The organism is Janibacter hoylei PVAS-1 (genome assembly GCF_004025845.1).
Lineage (GTDB): Bacteria > Actinomycetota > Actinomycetes > Actinomycetales > Dermatophilaceae > Janibacter > Janibacter hoylei.
This window is the reverse complement of record NZ_PIPF01000019.1, coordinates 1-14526: the sequence shown is the minus strand read 5'-3', so window position 1 is coordinate 14526 and position 14526 is coordinate 1. Positions and strand designations below refer to the sequence as shown.

Genomic DNA, 14526 nt, shown 5'->3' with positions numbered 1-14526 from the left:
ACCAACCCAGTGCGGTTCACACTGCGCTACGTGGGGCGGTCTGCGCCGGTTCGCAGACCTGGAGGTCAGTCACCGGGGGCGTCGATTCGTTTTGGTGTCGCGGCTGAGGCCCTGTCCAGCGCCGCGTCGAGCGGTCGGGGCTACCCAGCGGCATCACCGCCGACGCGGGCACAGGAGGACACCGGTGAGCAGCAGGGGGCAGACGTGCGCACGGGCCGGTGCTCGACGCCCTTCACGGGCGGAGCGTGGACGGCTACGCTGGATCTCACGTCAGCACCTCTCAGTTGCTGTCGTCAGACCCCCGGAGGTGGCAGCCTCGCGGGGGTCCTTGCTGTCCGCGGGCTGCGCCGTTGTGTCCCAGTTATGCCCAAAGGGCAAACAAAAACCGGCCCAAACCCGCATTTCTAGCGGATCTGAGCCGGTTTCACCGGGTCGGGGTGACAGGATTTGAACCTGCGGCCTCTTCGTCCCGAACGAAGCGCGCTACCAAGCTGCGCCACACCCCGAGCTGTCCACCACCTGCGTCAGGCGGCGACAAGGAAGGATAACCCAGTCGCCGTCCGGAGTGACAATCGAGGTCAGCCGGGCCCTGACGAGGTCGCTCCCTGGCCGCCCTCGAGGGTCGTCGTCAGGCCGTCGGTGGAGTCGTCGGTCGTGCCCTGACCCGTCGTCTCCCCGGTGGTCCCGTCGCCGGGCTGGGTGCCCGTCTCCTGCGGCGGGTCCGCGGGTGGAGGCGTCCAGGTCGATGTCGGTGGAGGGGTCCACGTCGTCGTCGGCTCGACCGGCTCGCTCGTCGTCTCCGGGGTCCACGTCGACGTCTCCGAGGTGGGCTCGGGGGTCTCGGTCTCGGTGGGCTCCGACGAGACGGACGACGTGGTCGAGGTCGAGGTCTTCTTCGCCTTTTTCTTGGTCGTCGAGGGCGAGGGGTCCGAGGTCGACGTGGACAGCGTCGGGGCCGGGGGCAGGTCCACGGTGGGGGCGGCATCGGCCAGGGCCCAGGTGGAGGTCCCCCCGGCGAAGGCCACCGCGGCTGCCAGTGAGACGACTTCGCGCAGGTTCATCGGTCGAGTCCTTCCGGGACGAGCGTCATCAGGGTCGCCTCGGGCCGGCAGGAGAAGCGCACGGGGGCGTACCGCGACGCGCCGAGGCCGGCGGAGACGTGCAGCCACGCCGCGTCGCTCGGGCGGGGTGCCGAGGTGCCGGCACCCGGCCACCAGCGGGAGACCCCCTTCGCCCGACCACGGTCGAGGTCGCAGTTGGTGACGAGCGCGCCGTAGCCGGGCACGCACAGTTGCCCGCCGTGCGTGTGGCCGGCGATGACGAGGCGCGCTCCGTCAGCGGTCATCGCGTCGAGCACCCTCTGGTAGGGGGCGTGGGCGACGCCCACCGTCGTCGCGTCGGCGGCAGCGGGGGCGCTGACCGAGGCGTAGTCGTCGCGCTCGATGTGCGGGTCGTCGACGCCGACGAGGTCGATCCGCTGGCCGCCGAGGTGCAGGCTCGTCCGCGCATTGTCGAGGTCGACCCAGCCGGCGTCGGTCATGCCCGAGCGCAGTTCCTCGGTCGGCAGCGCGACGCGCTCGGCGACGACCTTGGCGTAGTCCTTGGTCAGGTACCGGCCGGGGTTCTTCGGCGTCGGCGCGTAGTAGTCGTTGGACCCCATGACGAAGACCCCGGGGCGCTCCAGCAGCGGCTTCAGTGCCTCGAGCGCGTGGGGGACGGCCTGGAGGTGGCTGAGGTTGTCACCGGTGTTGACGACGAGGTCGGGCTCGAGGGCGGCCAGCCCGCGGATCCAGTCCGCCTTGGTCCGCTGCCCGGGGACCATGTGGATGTCGCTGAGCTGCAGCACCCGCACCGGCAGGGAGCCCGGCCGGAGCACCGGCAGGGCGTACCTCCGCAGGGTGAAGAGCCGCGGCTCGACGAGGGCGCCCCACGCCAGTGCGGCGGCGCCCGCGGCGGCCGCGCCGGCCACGAGGCGCGTCGAAGGGGGGAGTGTCACGCCCCCATCCTTGCAAAGGGAGCGACGGGATGCTCGAGGGCTGAGACAATCGAGTCATGACCGACACCCTCAAGGCCACCCTCCAGCACGACCTGCACGCCGCGATGCGGGCCCGCGAGGAGGTGCGCGTGGCCACCCTGCGCATGACCCTCACCGCCATCAGCAACGAGGAGGTCTCCGGGACCACCGCCCGCGAGCTCAGCGACGAGGAGACGCTCAAGGTCGTGGCCAAGGAGGCCAAGAAGCGCAAGGAGTCGGCCACCGCCTACCGCGACGCCCAGCGCCCCGAGCTCGCGGACCGGGAGGAGGCGGAGCTCGCCGTGCTCGAGGGCTACCTGCCCGAGCAGATGGGCGAGGAGGAGCTGACCGCCATCGTCGACCGGGCGATCGAGCAGGTCGGCGCGACGTCGATGGCCCAGATGGGGCAGGTCATGAAGCTCGCGCAGGGCGAGGCCGCCGGCCGCGCCGACGGCGGCGCCATCGCTGCCCGGGTCAAGGCCCGCCTCGCCGGCTGAGCCACGGACACGCCGAAGGGGGTCGGGCCACTGGCCCGACCCCCCTTCGTCATGCGTCAGTCCTCGTCGGGTGACGCCGTCCGCTTGGGTCTCGACGACGACGGGCTGGGCCGGTTCTTCGTCTTCGAGCTGGTCTTCGACGTCGACGTGGGTGCCGAGCTCGACGACGAGCTGCTCGAGGGCGGGCGCTGGGTCGTCGACGGTGCAGGGGGGGCCTGCGTCGTCGACGGCGCCGGCGGCGGGGTGTAGGGCGGTGTGCCGTTGGAGATGTACATCGTCACCATGGCGCCCTTGAGGGCCTTGCCCCGCGGCTGGGTGTAGGCGACCGCTCCGGCTTGGACGCCGCTGTTGACCTGGCTGCCGACCTTGGCCTTGAAGCCAGCCTTCTTCAGCTGCTCCTCGGCCTGCGTCGGGCCGAGACCGGTGACGTCGGGGATGTCCCGCATGTCGCCGTTGACGACCTTCTGGCCGGGCTTCTTGAAGGTCTTCTTCGGCATGTCCTTGGAGGCCTCGTTCATGATCTCGCTCCAGATCGGGGCGGCGATGGTGCCACCGAAGACCTGGCCGTAGTAGCGACCACCGAGGGTGATGCCGTCCATGTCGTACTCGCGGATCGGGGAGCCGACCCAGATCGCGGTCGACAGCTGCGGGGTGTAGCCGGCGAACCAGGACTGCTTGTGGTTGTCCGTCGTGCCGGTCTTGCCAGCGGCCTGGCGGCCGCCGTCCAGGTCGTTGCCGGCCGCGGTGCCCCCCGGCTCGAGCGGGCCCAGCAGCAGCTGGGTGACGCCGCGGGCGACGTCGGGCTCGATGACCTGCTTGCACGCGGGCTTCTTGATCTTCATCTTCTTGCCGCTCGCCGTCGTGATCGACTCGATCGGGTTGGGCGGGCAGTACGTGCCGTCGGCGGCGAGGGTCGCGTAGCTGGAAGCGAGCTGCAGGGGCGACGTGGAGTCGGAGCCGAGGACGAGGTTGGAGATCGCGTAGTCGTCCTTGACCTTCTTGCCGTCGGCGTAGCTCAGGCCGTAGGGCAGGCCGTAGCCGTCGGTCAGCCCCATCTTGGACATGACCTTGGGGATGTTGCACGAGCCGACGTCCGAGGCGAGCTGGGCGAAGGCGGTGTTGATCGACTTCTTCGTCATCTCGGCCAGCGTCATGGTGCCGCCGACCTGGTAGTCGTTGGAGACCGGCCACCCGGCGACGTCACCGGTGCACTTGGACTGGAACTCGCTGGCCTGGAAGGTGTGCGGGTTCTTCACGCCGGCCGGCGGAGCGTTGACCGTCGAGTTGAGCGGCTTGCCCTTCTCGAGCGCCGCGACGAGGGCGTACATCTTCGCCGTCGAGCCGATGGCGAAGCCGTTGGTGCCGCCGTACTGCGCGGGCACGCTCCAGGCCTGCTCGGAGTACTTCGTCGAGGCCTTCTTCAGGCCGACCTTGTAGGTCGAGGTCTGGGCGATGGCCCGCACCTTGCCCGTTCCCGGCTCGACGAGCGCACCGGCGGCGCCGAACTTGTCGGTGCCGGCCGGGACCCGGTCGGTGAGGTCCTCCTTGAGCTGCTTCTGCCAGTCGCGACGCAGCGTCGTCTTGATCGTCAGACCACCGGTGTTGACGGCCTGCATACGGGCGTCCGGGTCGGGCCCGAGCTCGGGCATCTGGCGCAGGTACTGGATGACGTAGTTGCAGAAGTACGGGTCAGCGGCCTTGGAGCAGGTGCCGCCCTCGTTCTTGCGCACCTTGAGCATGCTCTTGACCGACTTCGACTTGGCCTTGTCCGCCGCCTCGGGGGTCACCATGCCGAGCTGCTGCATGCGGGTGATGACGACGTCGCGGCGCTCCTGGGCGCCTTCGGGGTTCTTCACCGGGTTGAGCGTGTCGGGGGACTGGACCAGGCCGGCGAGGGTCGCGGACTCGCCGAGGTTGAGGTCCTTGGCGTGCTTGCTGAAGTAGTGCAGCGAGGCTGCCTCGACGCCGTAGGCGAGGTCGCCGTAGTACACGAGGTTGAGGTACCCGGAGAGGATCTGGTCCTTGGTGTGGGTCTTCTCGACGTTGAGCGCGTACTTGAGCTCCTGGAGCTTGCGGCTGTAGGTCTTCTCGGTCGCCGCGCGGGCGGCGTCCTGGTCGTCCTCACGGATCGCCTTTTCCTGCAGCATGATCTTGACGTACTGCTGGGTCAGCGACGAGCCACCCTGGGTCTGGCCCGACGAGGCATTGGAGACGAGGGCTCGCGTCGTGCCACGCACGTCGATGCCGCCGTGCTCGTAGAAGCGGCTGTCCTCGATGGCGATCTGCGCCTTGCGCATCGTCGGCGAGATCTTGTTCAGCGGCACGACGATGCGGTTGGCGTCGTAGGGCGTCGCCAGCAGCTTGTTGTCGGCCGAGTAGATCTTCGACTGCTGGGCCAGCGGGTTGGCGGTGAACTCGTCGTCGAGGTTGTTGAAGCCCGTCGCCGTCGACTTCGCGGCCCCGCCGGTTGCCCCCGCGAGCGGGATGACGATGCCGGCGCCGACGAGTCCGATCCCGACCGCGACCGCCAGGAAGGCGCCGAGCAGCCGGACGAGGTGAGGCATCCCGGAGTCAGACATGCCGACAGGGTAACCGGGCTACCTGAGCGTGGCCGGGAGCCCGCGCGGGCCGACGAAGGGGGTCAGCCTCCCCCGAGCGATGCGCCCACCTCGCGCAGTCCCTCCAGGTCGTGGATGTCGACCGAGCGGGCGGGCACGGTGCCGACCGGCACTCCGGGGTGGGAGGTGCGAAATCGGGTGACGACACCACGGTGCCGGGTCGCGGTCTCGGCGACCTCGGCGTGCACCCGCAGCAGGGCCGCGGCGATGTCGTGACCGCCCAGCTCCTCGAGCTGGGCGGCGGCGTCGTCCGCGCGCCCGGCCCCCATCTGCTTGGCCGCGGCGACGTGCACCCGGTTGACGAGGACCCCGGCCAGCGGCATCCGATCGCTCGCCAGACGCTCGACGAAGAAGCCGGCCTCCCGCATGGCGTCCCGCTCGGGGGCGGCGACGACGACGAAGGCCGTCTCTGGCCGGGAGAGGAGGGCATAGGTCTCGTCGGCGCGCTGGCGGAAGCCGCCGAACATCGTGTCCATCGCCGCGACGAAGGTCTGGACGTCGCGGAGGAACTCGCCGCCGAGCAGCCTGGTCATGATGCCGCTCGCGAGGGAGACCCCGGCGCTGAAGACCTTGAGCGAGGCCCGGCCACCGACCTTGGCCGGTGCCGTGAGCAGCCGGATGAAGCGTCCGTCGAGGAAGGAACCGAGCCTCTGGGGCGCGTCGAGGAAGTCGAGCGCGGACCGGGAGGGCGGGGTGTCGACGATGACGAGGTCCCAGTCCCGGGTGCCGTCGGCCATCAGGCCGCGCAGCTGGCCGAGCTTTTCCATCGCCATGTACTCCTGCGTCCCCGCGAAGGAGCTCGACACGGCGACGTAGAAGGGGTTGGCGAGGATCTGCGCGGCCTTGTCGGGGGAGGCATGCGCCTCGACGACCTCGTCGAAGGTCCGCTTCATGTCGAGCATCATCGCGTCGAGCGAGCCGCCGGCCGACGTGTCGATGCCGGCCACCGGGCGGGGGGTGTTGTCGAGCGCCTCGAGGCCGAGTGACTGCGCGAGGCGCCGGGCCGGGTCGATCGTCAGGACGACGACGCGGCGTCCCTGCTCGGCGGCACGGAGCGCGAGCGCGGCCGCCGTCGTCGTCTTGCCCACTCCTCCCGAGCCGCAGCAGACGATGATCCGCCGCTCCGGGTCACCGATGACCTCGTCGAGGTCGAGTGCGGGGCCGAGGTCCTTGGCCATCACAGTGCTCCCTGCTCGGTCAGGGTGTCGGCGAGCAACCGCAGCTCGCCCGACTCGACCCCGTCGCTGAGGTGGGGCAGGACCCGCACCGGGAGGGAGATCTGGTCGAGTACCTCCCGCTGCTCCGCCTGCAGCCGGGCCCGGTGGACGTGGTCGGCGCCCTCCTGGAGCAACCCGCGCACGAGGGCCGGGCCGGCGGTGACGTCCACGGCCGCGAGTCCTGCCTCGAGCCGGGCGCGCACGTCGTCGTCCTGCGCCGCGACGGCCGGGGCGTCGGCGTCGGCGAGGAGCGGCTCGCGGACACCGTTGGCGATGACCGAGCCGACCCGCAGCGAGAGGCCGCCGAGCTCCTCGATGGCATCGAGCGTCTCCTGCACAGGCATCTCCTCGAGGAGGGTGACGAGGTGCACCGCGGTCGTGGGGCTCTGCAGCAGCCGGGTGATCGAGTCGGCCTGGTTGCGCACCGGTCCGACCTTCGCCACCTCCGACACCTCGGAGTTGACGTTGAGGAAGCGGCCGATCCGGCCGGTGGGCGGGGCATCGAGGACGACGGCGTCGTACACGGGGCGCTTCTTCGCCCCCTTCGTCACGCGGCCGACCGCCTCGTAGACGCGACCGATGAGCAGGACGTCGCGCACGCCCGGGGCGATCGTCGTCGCGAAGTCGACAGCGCCGACCTTTTCGAGGACGGAGCCGGCGCGGCCGAGCTTGTAGAACTTCTGCAGGTACTCGAGCAGGGCGGTCTTGGCATCGACGGACAGGCCGACCACCTCGCCACCCGAGGGGTCGGTGACGAGGGTGCGCTCCTCCGTGCCGAGCGGAGCGACGTCGAGCACCTGCGACAGACCCTGGCGTCCTTCGACCTCGGCCAGGAGGACCCGCTGGCCGCGCGCGGCGAGGGCCAGCGCCATGGCGGTGGCGACGGTCGTCTTGCCCGTGCCACCCTTGCCCGTCACGACGTGCAGGCGGATGGGGGAGTCGGAGCGGCGGGTCACGCCCGACAGCCTACGAGTAGGGTGCCGACATGACCCAGTGGGAGTACGTCACCGTTCCGCTCATCGTCCACGCGACCAAGCAGATCCTCGACCAGTGGGGCGAGGACGGCTGGGAGCTCGTGCAGGTCCTGCAGGGTGACGGGGGCAACCTCGTGGCCTACCTCAAGCGCCCCAAGGCCGCCTGATGGGACGCATCGACGACCGCCTGGCGGATCTGTCCATCACGCTGACCGACCCGCCCGCCCCCGCGGGCGCCTACGTGCCCGCGATCGTCGACGGTGACCACGTCCTGACCTCGGGCCAGCTGCCCCTCGTCGACGGCGCGCTGCCCACGACCGGCCACGTCGGGGCGGAGGTGGACCCCGAGGTCGCCAAGGATCTTGCGCGCACCTGCGCCATCAACGCGATCGCCGCGATCCGCTCGGTCATCGGCGACCTCGACCGCATCGAGCAGGTCGTCAAGGTCGTCGGCTTCGTCTCCAGCGCTCCTGACTTCACCGGGCAGCCCGGCGTCATCAACGGCGCGAGTGAGCTCCTCGGCGAGGTCTTCGGCGCGGCCGGCGAGCACGCCCGCTCCGCGGTCGGCGTCGCGGCCCTGCCCCTCGGGGCGCCTGTCGAGGTCGAGGTGACGGTCCGGGTCCGGTCCTGATGGCCGAGCGGGACTTCCTCCTCGGGCAGGCCCGCGAGGCCCTGCTCGGGATGGACGGCGAGCGTCCGGAGGTGCTCGAGCCGGCGCCGATCAAGCTGGCGGCGACGGTCATGCTCGTGCGTGACGACGAGGGCCCGCTCGAGGTCTTCATGCTGCGTCGGGTCTCGTCGATGGCCTTCGCCCCGTCCATGCACGTCTTCCCGGGTGGTGGCGTCGACCGCCGCGATGCCGACGACGAGCTGCCCTGGGCGGGCCCGCCCGTCGAGGAGTGGGCCGAGCTCCTCGGCACCGACGAGGCGAGCGCGCAGATGCTCGTCGCGGCCGCGGTCCGCGAGATCTTCGAGGAGACCGGTGTCCTCCTCGCCTCGCCCGCCGCAGACGACGGCACGACGAAGGGGGAGCCCGCGCGCCTGGACGCCGCGGTCGCCGCCGACCTGCGGGCCAAGCTCGTCGCCCACGAGATCGGCTTCGGCCAGGTCCTGCTGGACCAGCACCTCGTGCTGCGCAGCGATCTGCTGCGCTACCGCGCGCACTGGATCACCGCCGAGGTCGAGCCGCGTCGCTACGACACCCGCTTCTTCATCGCCGCCGTGCCGGCGGGCCAGGAGCCCGACGGGGAGACGAGCGAGGCTGACCGCTCCGAGTGGCTGCGCCCGGCGGCCGCCCTGGGAGCCTTCGAGGACGGCGACATCCTGCTCATGCCCCCGACGCTCGTCTGCCTCGAGGAGCTGGCGGCCACGAGCACGGTGAGCGCTGCGCTCGCCGTCGACCCGACGATCGCCCCCGTCATGCCTGTCCTCGTCGACACCGACGCCGGGCCCGCGATGCGGGTGCAGCTGCCGTGACCGGCGCCGTCGCACCCGAGCCCACCGCTCCCTTCGGCCAGTGGGTGGGCGGACAGATCACGGACCACGCCCACTGCCTCGTGCAGGGCAATCCAGGGCCGATGACCCTCGACGGCACCAACACCTGGGTCCTGCTGGCGCCCGGGGGGACCGAGGCCATCGTCATCGACCCCGGCGAGGACGAGCCAGAGCACCAGCAGCGCGTCGTCGATCACGTGAGTGGTCTCGGCGCCCGGGTCGCGCGCGTCGTCGTCACCCACGGTCACCGTGACCACGACGAGGGCGTGCCGCGACTCGTCGCGCTGACCGGTGCGCCGGTCAGCGCCGTCGGACGCGGCCACGACGACCTCGCCGATGGCGCCGTGCTGCGCGCCGGAGGGCTGGAGGTCCGGGTCGTGGCGACGCCCGGGCACACGTCCGACTCGGTCTCCTTCGCGATCGAGGCCGACCACGCGCTGCTCACGGGGGACACCGTCCTCGGGCGCGGCACGACGGTCGTGGCCCACCCGGACGGTGAGCTCGCGGCCTACCTCGACTCGCTCGAGCGCATCGCGGCGCTCACCGGCAACGGCGCCGTGACCTCGATCCTCCCCGGCCACGGGCCGACGGTCCCTGACGCGGCGGCGATGGTCGACTTCTACCGCCTGCACCGCCGGGAGCGGCTCGAGCAGGTGCGGGCCACGATGGCGGCCGGCGCGACCGACGCCGACGCCGTCGTCGCCAGGGTCTACGCCGAGGTCGACCGCTCGGTCTGGCCGGCGGCGAAGATGTCGGTGCTCGCGCAGATGCGGTACCTCGAGGGCGCCTGAGGCGCCTGCGGACCGTCCGCTGGCTGGGTCCATCTCCCGATCGTGGGCTGGCCACCCCATCCGCGCTTCATCCAGATGGACGCGCGAAGGGCCCGGCGCCTGAGGCGGCCGGGCCCTTCGCGGGGAGTCTGGGGTCAGCGGGCGCGCCGCTGGAGGCGCTCGACGTCGGTGAGGAGGACCGCGCGGGCCTCGAGGCGCAGCCAGCCGCGGGCGGCGAAGTCGGCCAGGGCCTTGTTGACCGTCTCGCGGGAGGCGCCGACGAGCTGCGCCAGCTCCTCCTGGGTGAGGTCGTGGGCGACCATCACGCCGTCCTCGACCGGACGCCCGAAGCGCTGGCTCAGCTCGAGGAGGGCCTTGGCCACGCGACCGGGGACGTCGGTGAAGACGAGGTCGGCGAGGTTTTCGTTGGTCCGACGCAGGCGGCGGGCGAGCGCTGCGAGCAGCGTGCCGGCGATGCGCGGGTGCGCCCCGAGCAGCTGGCTGAGCTGCTCGTTGCCCAGCCCGATGAGCTGGGTCTCCGCGACGGCGGTCGCAGTGGCCGTGCGCGGGCCCGGGTCGAAGAGGCTGAGCTCGCCGAGCATCTCGGAGGGCCCGAGGATCGCGAGCAGGTTTTCCCGCCCGTCGCTCGACGAGCGGCCGAGCTTGATCTTGCCCTCGGTGATCACGTAGAGACGATCCCCCTGGTCGCCCTCGTTGAAGAGGACGTCCCCGCGCTCCATGCGCACAGGAGTCATCGTCGCCATCACCTCAGCGGCATCGGCGTCGTCAAGGGTCGCGAAGAGCGGGGCGCGGCGTACGACATCGAGGTTCACAGGGGGCAGTGTGCCACGTGTCACGCATCAAGGGGGCCTAGGCTGCGGGGGTGTCTGTCGTGCGCGAGGAGTCCGAGCTGGCCCTGACCCGTCGGTCCCGCAAGATGTACCGCACGCTCCAGGAGCGGTACCCCTACGCGCACTGCGAGCTCGACTTCGACACCCCGCTGCAGCTGCTCGTGGCGACGGTCCTGTCCGCGCAGACGACGGACGTGACGGTCAACAAGGTGACGCCCACGCTCTTCGCGCGGTGGCCGACGGCGGCGGCGCTCGCCGACGCCGATCGCACCGAGATGGAGGAGGTGCTGCGGCCGACCGGCTTCTTCCGCGCCAAGACCAACTCGGTCATCAAACTCGGAGCCGCCCTCGTCGAGCGCCACGACGGCGAGGTGCCACCGCGCATGGCCGATCTCGTCAAGCTGCCGGGAGTGGGCCGCAAGACGGCCAATGTCGTGCTGGGCAATGCCTTCGGCATCCCGGGGATCACCGTCGACACCCACTTCGGGCGGCTGGTGCGCCGCATGGGGTGGACCGCGGAGGAGGACCCGGTCAAGGTCGAGCACGCCGTGGGCGAGCTCATCCCGCGCAAGGACTGGACGATGCTCAGCCACGTCATCATCTTCCACGGCAGGCGCACGTGCCACGCGCGTCGGCCCGCCTGCGGCGCCTGCCCGGTCGCCCGGTGGTGCCCCTCCTACGGCGTGGGAGAGACCGACCCCGTGGTGGCCGCGTCCCTGCTGCGGTACGAGCTCGCGCCGAGCGCAGCCGGGAGCGAAGGGTGAGCGCCGCCGCGCCGAACTGGTTGCTCACCGCGGAGGACTCCCTGCGGGCCGACCTGCCGGGGTGGTTCACGCAGTTCGCCCCGCCGGAGGCGCCTCCGCGTCGCTCCGCGGTGCTCATGCTCGTGACCCCGGGGGAGTCGGGGCACGACATCGTCCTCACCGAGCGCTCGGGGTCCCTGCGCAGTCATGCTGGTCAGGTCTCCTTCCCGGGCGGGAAGCTCGACCCGGGGGAGACCCCGGTGGAGGCGGCGCTGCGTGAGACGTGGGAGGAGGTCGGCGTCGACCCGGAGCGCGTCGAAGTGGTCGGGTCCTTCCCGGACCTCTGGCTCGGGCCGAGCAGCAATGCCGTGACCCCGGTCCTCGGGTGGTGGCCGGAGGGCGGCTCGCTCCGTGTGGTCGACCCCGGCGAGGTGGCCCGGGTCGAGCAGGTGCCGGTGGCACAGCTCGTCGACCCCGCCAACCGCTTCATGGTCAAGGGGCCGAGCGGCTACGTGGGGCCGGGCTTCGAGGTGGCAGGCCTCTTCGTGTGGGGCTTCACCGCGCAGCTGCTCAGCGTGCTCCTCGACGCGGCCGGTCTGACCCAGTCGTGGGACACGGACCGGCGTCGTCGCCTCCCGTGGCGGTTCGTCCGGCAGTACCTCACCGGGCCGGGTGGACGGCCTCCAGCCAGGCGATGAGCGCCTCGTTGGTCGTCCGCGGCGCTTCCTCGGGGACGAATGCCCCTGCGCCCGGCACCGTGCGCACCTCGAGCGGCCCGGTGACGTGCCGCTCGCACTCCGCCGCCATCGTCGTCAGCGAGGTCGGGTCCTCCGCACCGTGCAGGTGCAGGACCGGCACCTCCACCGGGGCCTTGACCCGCTGCAGGTACCGCAGGCCGGTCGGCGTGAGCCGGCACCGGTAGAACCACCGGTGGTATTCCGCCGCGGCGACTCCGGCGAAGGGGAAGGCCATCGCCTCGGTGTAGCGGCGCTCGACCTCGTCGGTGATCCAGGACCGGTCGTGGCCGGACCAGTCGTGCAGCCGGCGCGCCACGCTCACCGACTGCCGCTCCGAGGCGAAGGGGGTCTGCATCGCGCGCAGGTAGCGGTTGGCGCGCCACTGCACGGGGTGGCGCCACATGGAGTGGTGGAAGACGGCAGGGTGCGGCATCCCGATGGGCGCGATCGCGGCGGTCACGCCGGGGTGGTGGGTCGGCATGCTCCAGACGAAGGTGGCGCCCAGGCCCTGGCCGACGAGCGCTACCCGCTCGGCGCCGAGGCTGCGGATGACGGCGGCGAGGTCGTCGCACGCCGTGGGTGCGTCGTAGCCCGAAGGGGGTTTGTCGCTGGCCCCGAAGCCGCGCAGGTCAACCGCCACCGCGCGGTACCCGGCTGCAGCCACGGCTGGCAGCTGGTCACGCCAGCTCCACCAGAACTGCGGGTACCCGTGCACGAAGAGGACAACGGGCCCGGTCCCCGTCGACGTGACGTGGAACCGGGCCCCGTTGGCCGAGATGAAGCGGTGCTCCCACGGGCCCTCGACGAGGGCGGCCGCGGCGTCGGGCGGGTTCAGCTGCCCGGCTTGATGGCGGCGACCGTCTCCTGCGCGTTGCGGATCGCCTTCTGCGGCACGGTGTTCTCCTTGGCCTTCTTCAGCGCCTTGAGACCGAGCAGACCGGCGACGGCGGCGATGACGAAGAGCAGCACCGTGACGATGAGGTACCCGGCCCACATCGGCAGCCACACGGCGATCACCTGGGCGAGGGTGTGGAAGAGGAAGATCAGGCCGAGCAGCCCGACGAAGGCCGCGCCCCCGAGGAGGCCGGCGCCCTTGCCGCCGAAGGACAGCCCCTTGGTGACCTCCGCCTTGGCGAGCTGGATCTCGCTCTGGACGAGGGCCGAGATGTCGTGCGAGGCGTCGGCGACGAGCTGGCCGACGGTGCGCTCGGTGTCGCCGGGAGCCGGCTGGCCGACGAGGCGCCGGGCGGCGGGGTCGGTGCTGGCGGTGCGGGCGTGATCGTTGCTCATGCTGCTCCTGGTCGACGGTGCGAGCCACCTGAGGGTGACGTGAGTTCGACGATCAGCCTACCCACCGGTCGGGTTGCGCGACATCAGGCAGTGACACGGCGCGACCGGGGGCCCCGCGGCGACCTGCTGGCGACGCGACCGGGAAGTCCCGGTGAACGGTTGGCGCAGACGTCCCCAGCACGGCCCGGAGGCTCTCCGCAGGGTCCATCATCGAGACATGAGCTACGGCGAGGAGAGCGAGCCGCTGGCCATCGCGCACCGCGGTGGGGCGCTGCTCGCCCCGGAAAACACGCTGGCAGCCTTCGCGATGTCCACGGCTCTCGGACTGCGCTACCTCGAGTCGGACATCAAGCTGACGGCGGACGGTCACCTCGTCTGCTTCCACGACGAGACCCTCGATCGCTGCACGACGGGGCGGGGTCGACTGGGTGACTGGTCCCTGCGCGACCTGGAGCGTCGGGTGCGCGTCGGCGGGACCGAGCCGATCCCCACCCTCGAGGAGGCGCTCGTCTCTTTCCCCGACGCCTGCTTCACGGTGGACCTCAAGGACCGCGCGGCCATCGCGCCCATGGCCCGGTTGCTCCAGCGCCGTGATTACGCGGAGCGGGTGTGTGTCGCCGGGGCCTGGGACGGGTGGTTGCAGATGCTCGCCTCCCAGGCCCCGCACGTGCGGACCGCGCTCGGCTGGCGCTCGCTCGTCACCCTCATCTCGGCCTCCAAGGCGGGCGTCCAGCCGCCGGCCTCCGTCGTGCGTGGCCGCTTCGCCCACGTGCCGGTCCACCTCGGCCGGCTGTCGATCCACTCGGCCTCCCTGCTCCGGCGGGCCCACCGCCTGGGCGTGCGAGTCGTCGTCTGGACGGTCGACGACTCCGCCCGGATGCACGAGCTCCTCGACATGGGGGTGGACGGGATCATCACCGACCGTCCCGACGTCCTGCGCTCCGTGATGATCGGCCGCGGGGTGTGGACCCCGATGGGGGAGACGAGTGAACGGTCGGAGCACTGGGGAGGCCGGCCGGCCGACTGTCGCTGACGGGCCCGGGCCCCCCGTCCACCCACCCCGGAGGGGCGATGAGCACCCTCTCGGGCGCCGATTTGGTTTCTGCGGCGGGCTTGATCTAGTGTTCTCGATGTCAGCCCGAGAGGGAGGAACGGACACCAAGTGGTGGCTCTCGTAGTCGCCCCAGGCAGGCCGGTCCCGCAGGCTGACAGCCCAGTGAATCTTGGTCCATCGGACTTGGCCGTCAAGGTCAGGGAAGCGGACTTGGAGCCGAGCAGCGAGACTGCTACGGTGGGCCACCGCTGAAGATCCAAGCGCGTA

At 71.4% G+C, this 14526-nt stretch carries 16 protein-coding genes and 1 tRNA gene; 8 read left to right on the top strand and 9 right to left on the bottom strand.

Features of this window, described 5'->3' with window-relative positions; all coding sequences use genetic code 11:
* Positions 1-432: 432 nt before the first annotated feature.
* The 3 genes from CWN80_RS15200 to CWN80_RS15190 all read right to left on the bottom strand — a co-directional run bounded on the left by CWN80_RS15200 (position 433) and on the right by CWN80_RS15190 (position 1996).
* Positions 433-506: transfer RNA gene (locus tag CWN80_RS15200), tRNA-Pro, on the bottom strand.
* Positions 507-578: 72 nt separating this feature from the next.
* Entirely contained in the window at positions 579-1061 is a 483-nt protein-coding gene (locus CWN80_RS15195) for a hypothetical protein (RefSeq protein WP_007926764.1), read from the bottom strand.
* Complete coding sequence (locus tag CWN80_RS15190) at positions 1058-1996, bottom strand: metallophosphoesterase (protein WP_007926763.1); 939 nt, start codon at positions 1994-1996, stop codon at positions 1058-1060. Before CWN80_RS15190 ends, CWN80_RS15195 begins: the two co-directional genes overlap by 4 nt.
* 56 nt (positions 1997-2052) lie before the next feature.
* On the opposite strand from CWN80_RS15190, the gene CWN80_RS15185 reads away from it, so the two are divergent.
* Complete coding sequence (locus CWN80_RS15185; protein WP_128277509.1) at positions 2053-2511, top strand: GatB/YqeY domain-containing protein; 459 nt, start codon at positions 2053-2055, stop codon at positions 2509-2511.
* A gap of 56 nt (positions 2512-2567) precedes the next feature.
* Here CWN80_RS15185 and CWN80_RS15180 read toward each other — a convergent pair whose 3' ends face one another.
* The 3 genes from CWN80_RS15180 to bagA all read right to left on the bottom strand — a co-directional run bounded on the left by CWN80_RS15180 (position 2568) and on the right by bagA (position 7302).
* Positions 2568-5090: a transglycosylase domain-containing protein gene (locus tag CWN80_RS15180; RefSeq protein ID WP_128277508.1), complete on the bottom strand. Its 2523-nt coding sequence runs from the start codon at positions 5088-5090 to the stop codon at positions 2568-2570.
* 62 nt (positions 5091-5152) lie between these two features.
* Complete coding sequence (bagB, locus tag CWN80_RS15175) at positions 5153-6307, bottom strand: ArsA family ATPase (protein ID WP_007926761.1); 1155 nt, start codon at positions 6305-6307, stop codon at positions 5153-5155.
* Entirely contained in the window at positions 6307-7302 is a 996-nt protein-coding gene (gene bagA, locus CWN80_RS15170) for an ATPase BagA (RefSeq protein WP_007926760.1), read from the bottom strand. Before bagA ends, bagB begins: the two co-directional genes overlap by 1 nt.
* A gap of 29 nt (positions 7303-7331) precedes the next feature.
* Between bagA and CWN80_RS15165 the strand changes: the two genes are divergently transcribed.
* From CWN80_RS15165 to CWN80_RS15150, 4 genes are read left to right on the top strand one after another with little or no spacing between them, the layout of a single operon-like run.
* Positions 7332-7487, top strand: a complete 156-nt coding sequence (locus CWN80_RS15165; protein WP_007926759.1) for a Sp36 family protein — start codon at positions 7332-7334, stop codon at positions 7485-7487.
* A complete protein-coding gene (locus tag CWN80_RS15160; RefSeq protein WP_007926758.1) occupies positions 7487-7951 on the top strand; it encodes a RidA family protein in 465 nt (154 codons plus the stop codon). The genes CWN80_RS15165 and CWN80_RS15160 overlap by 1 nt, the downstream gene beginning before the upstream one ends.
* Complete coding sequence (locus tag CWN80_RS15155; protein WP_007926757.1) at positions 7951-8796, top strand: NUDIX hydrolase; 846 nt, start codon at positions 7951-7953, stop codon at positions 8794-8796. The genes CWN80_RS15160 and CWN80_RS15155 overlap by 1 nt, the downstream gene beginning before the upstream one ends.
* Positions 8793-9605 carry an MBL fold metallo-hydrolase gene (locus CWN80_RS15150; RefSeq protein WP_007926755.1) on the top strand — a complete coding sequence of 271 codons (813 nt, stop codon included), beginning with the start codon at positions 8793-8795 and terminating at the stop codon, positions 9603-9605. The genes CWN80_RS15155 and CWN80_RS15150 overlap by 4 nt, the downstream gene beginning before the upstream one ends.
* Before the next feature lie 134 nt (positions 9606-9739).
* Here CWN80_RS15150 and CWN80_RS15145 read toward each other — a convergent pair whose 3' ends face one another.
* Positions 9740-10417 (bottom strand): Crp/Fnr family transcriptional regulator, encoded by a 678-nt coding sequence (locus CWN80_RS15145; RefSeq protein ID WP_007926753.1) that lies wholly within the window; start codon positions 10415-10417, stop codon positions 9740-9742.
* A gap of 104 nt (positions 10418-10521) precedes the next feature.
* Between CWN80_RS15145 and nth the strand changes: the two genes are divergently transcribed.
* Together nth and CWN80_RS15135 are read left to right on the top strand one after the other, a co-directional pair.
* Entirely contained in the window at positions 10522-11199 is a 678-nt protein-coding gene (gene nth / locus CWN80_RS15140) for an endonuclease III (protein ID WP_083853685.1), read from the top strand.
* The gene (locus CWN80_RS15135) at positions 11196-11876 is read left to right on the top strand and encodes an NUDIX hydrolase (RefSeq protein ID WP_007926749.1); all 681 of its coding nucleotides are present in this window, start codon (positions 11196-11198) and stop codon (positions 11874-11876) included. The genes nth and CWN80_RS15135 overlap by 4 nt, the downstream gene beginning before the upstream one ends.
* Here CWN80_RS15135 and CWN80_RS15130 read toward each other — a convergent pair.
* Together CWN80_RS15130 and CWN80_RS15125 are read right to left on the bottom strand one after the other, a co-directional pair.
* Complete coding sequence (locus CWN80_RS15130) at positions 11839-12693, bottom strand: alpha/beta fold hydrolase (protein ID WP_272948438.1); 855 nt, start codon at positions 12691-12693, stop codon at positions 11839-11841. The genes CWN80_RS15135 and CWN80_RS15130 overlap by 38 nt on opposite strands.
* 53 nt (positions 12694-12746) lie before the next feature.
* A complete protein-coding gene (locus tag CWN80_RS15125; protein WP_007926746.1) occupies positions 12747-13205 on the bottom strand; it encodes a phage holin family protein in 459 nt (152 codons plus the stop codon).
* Positions 13206-13422: 217 nt separating this feature from the next.
* On the opposite strand from CWN80_RS15125, the gene CWN80_RS15120 reads away from it, so the two are divergent.
* On the top strand, positions 13423-14238 hold the full coding sequence (locus CWN80_RS15120; protein ID WP_007926744.1) for a glycerophosphodiester phosphodiesterase family protein: 816 nt from the start codon (positions 13423-13425) through the stop codon (positions 14236-14238).
* Positions 14239-14526 lie beyond the last annotated feature (288 nt).

Coding starts and splice junctions, on each gene's coding strand:
- CWN80_RS15120 (WP_007926744.1), top strand. CDS start 13,423: ATGAGCTACGGCGAGGAGAGCGAGCCGCTGGCCATCGCGCACCGCGGT.
- CWN80_RS15165 (WP_007926759.1), top strand. CDS start 7,332: ATGACCCAGTGGGAGTACGTCACCGTTCCGCTCATCGTCCACGCGACC.
- CWN80_RS15160 (WP_007926758.1), top strand. CDS start 7,487: ATGGGACGCATCGACGACCGCCTGGCGGATCTGTCCATCACGCTGACC.
- CWN80_RS15155 (WP_007926757.1), top strand. CDS start 7,951: ATGGCCGAGCGGGACTTCCTCCTCGGGCAGGCCCGCGAGGCCCTGCTC.
- CWN80_RS15180 (WP_128277508.1), bottom strand. CDS start 5,090: ATGTCTGACTCCGGGATGCCTCACCTCGTCCGGCTGCTCGGCGCCTTC.
- nth (WP_083853685.1), top strand. CDS start 10,522: ATGTACCGCACGCTCCAGGAGCGGTACCCCTACGCGCACTGCGAGCTC.
- bagB (WP_007926761.1), bottom strand. CDS start 6,307: ATGGCCAAGGACCTCGGCCCCGCACTCGACCTCGACGAGGTCATCGGT.
- CWN80_RS15185 (WP_128277509.1), top strand. CDS start 2,053: ATGACCGACACCCTCAAGGCCACCCTCCAGCACGACCTGCACGCCGCG.
- CWN80_RS15125 (WP_007926746.1), bottom strand. CDS start 13,205: ATGAGCAACGATCACGCCCGCACCGCCAGCACCGACCCCGCCGCCCGG.
- CWN80_RS15195 (WP_007926764.1), bottom strand. CDS start 1,061: ATGAACCTGCGCGAAGTCGTCTCACTGGCAGCCGCGGTGGCCTTCGCC.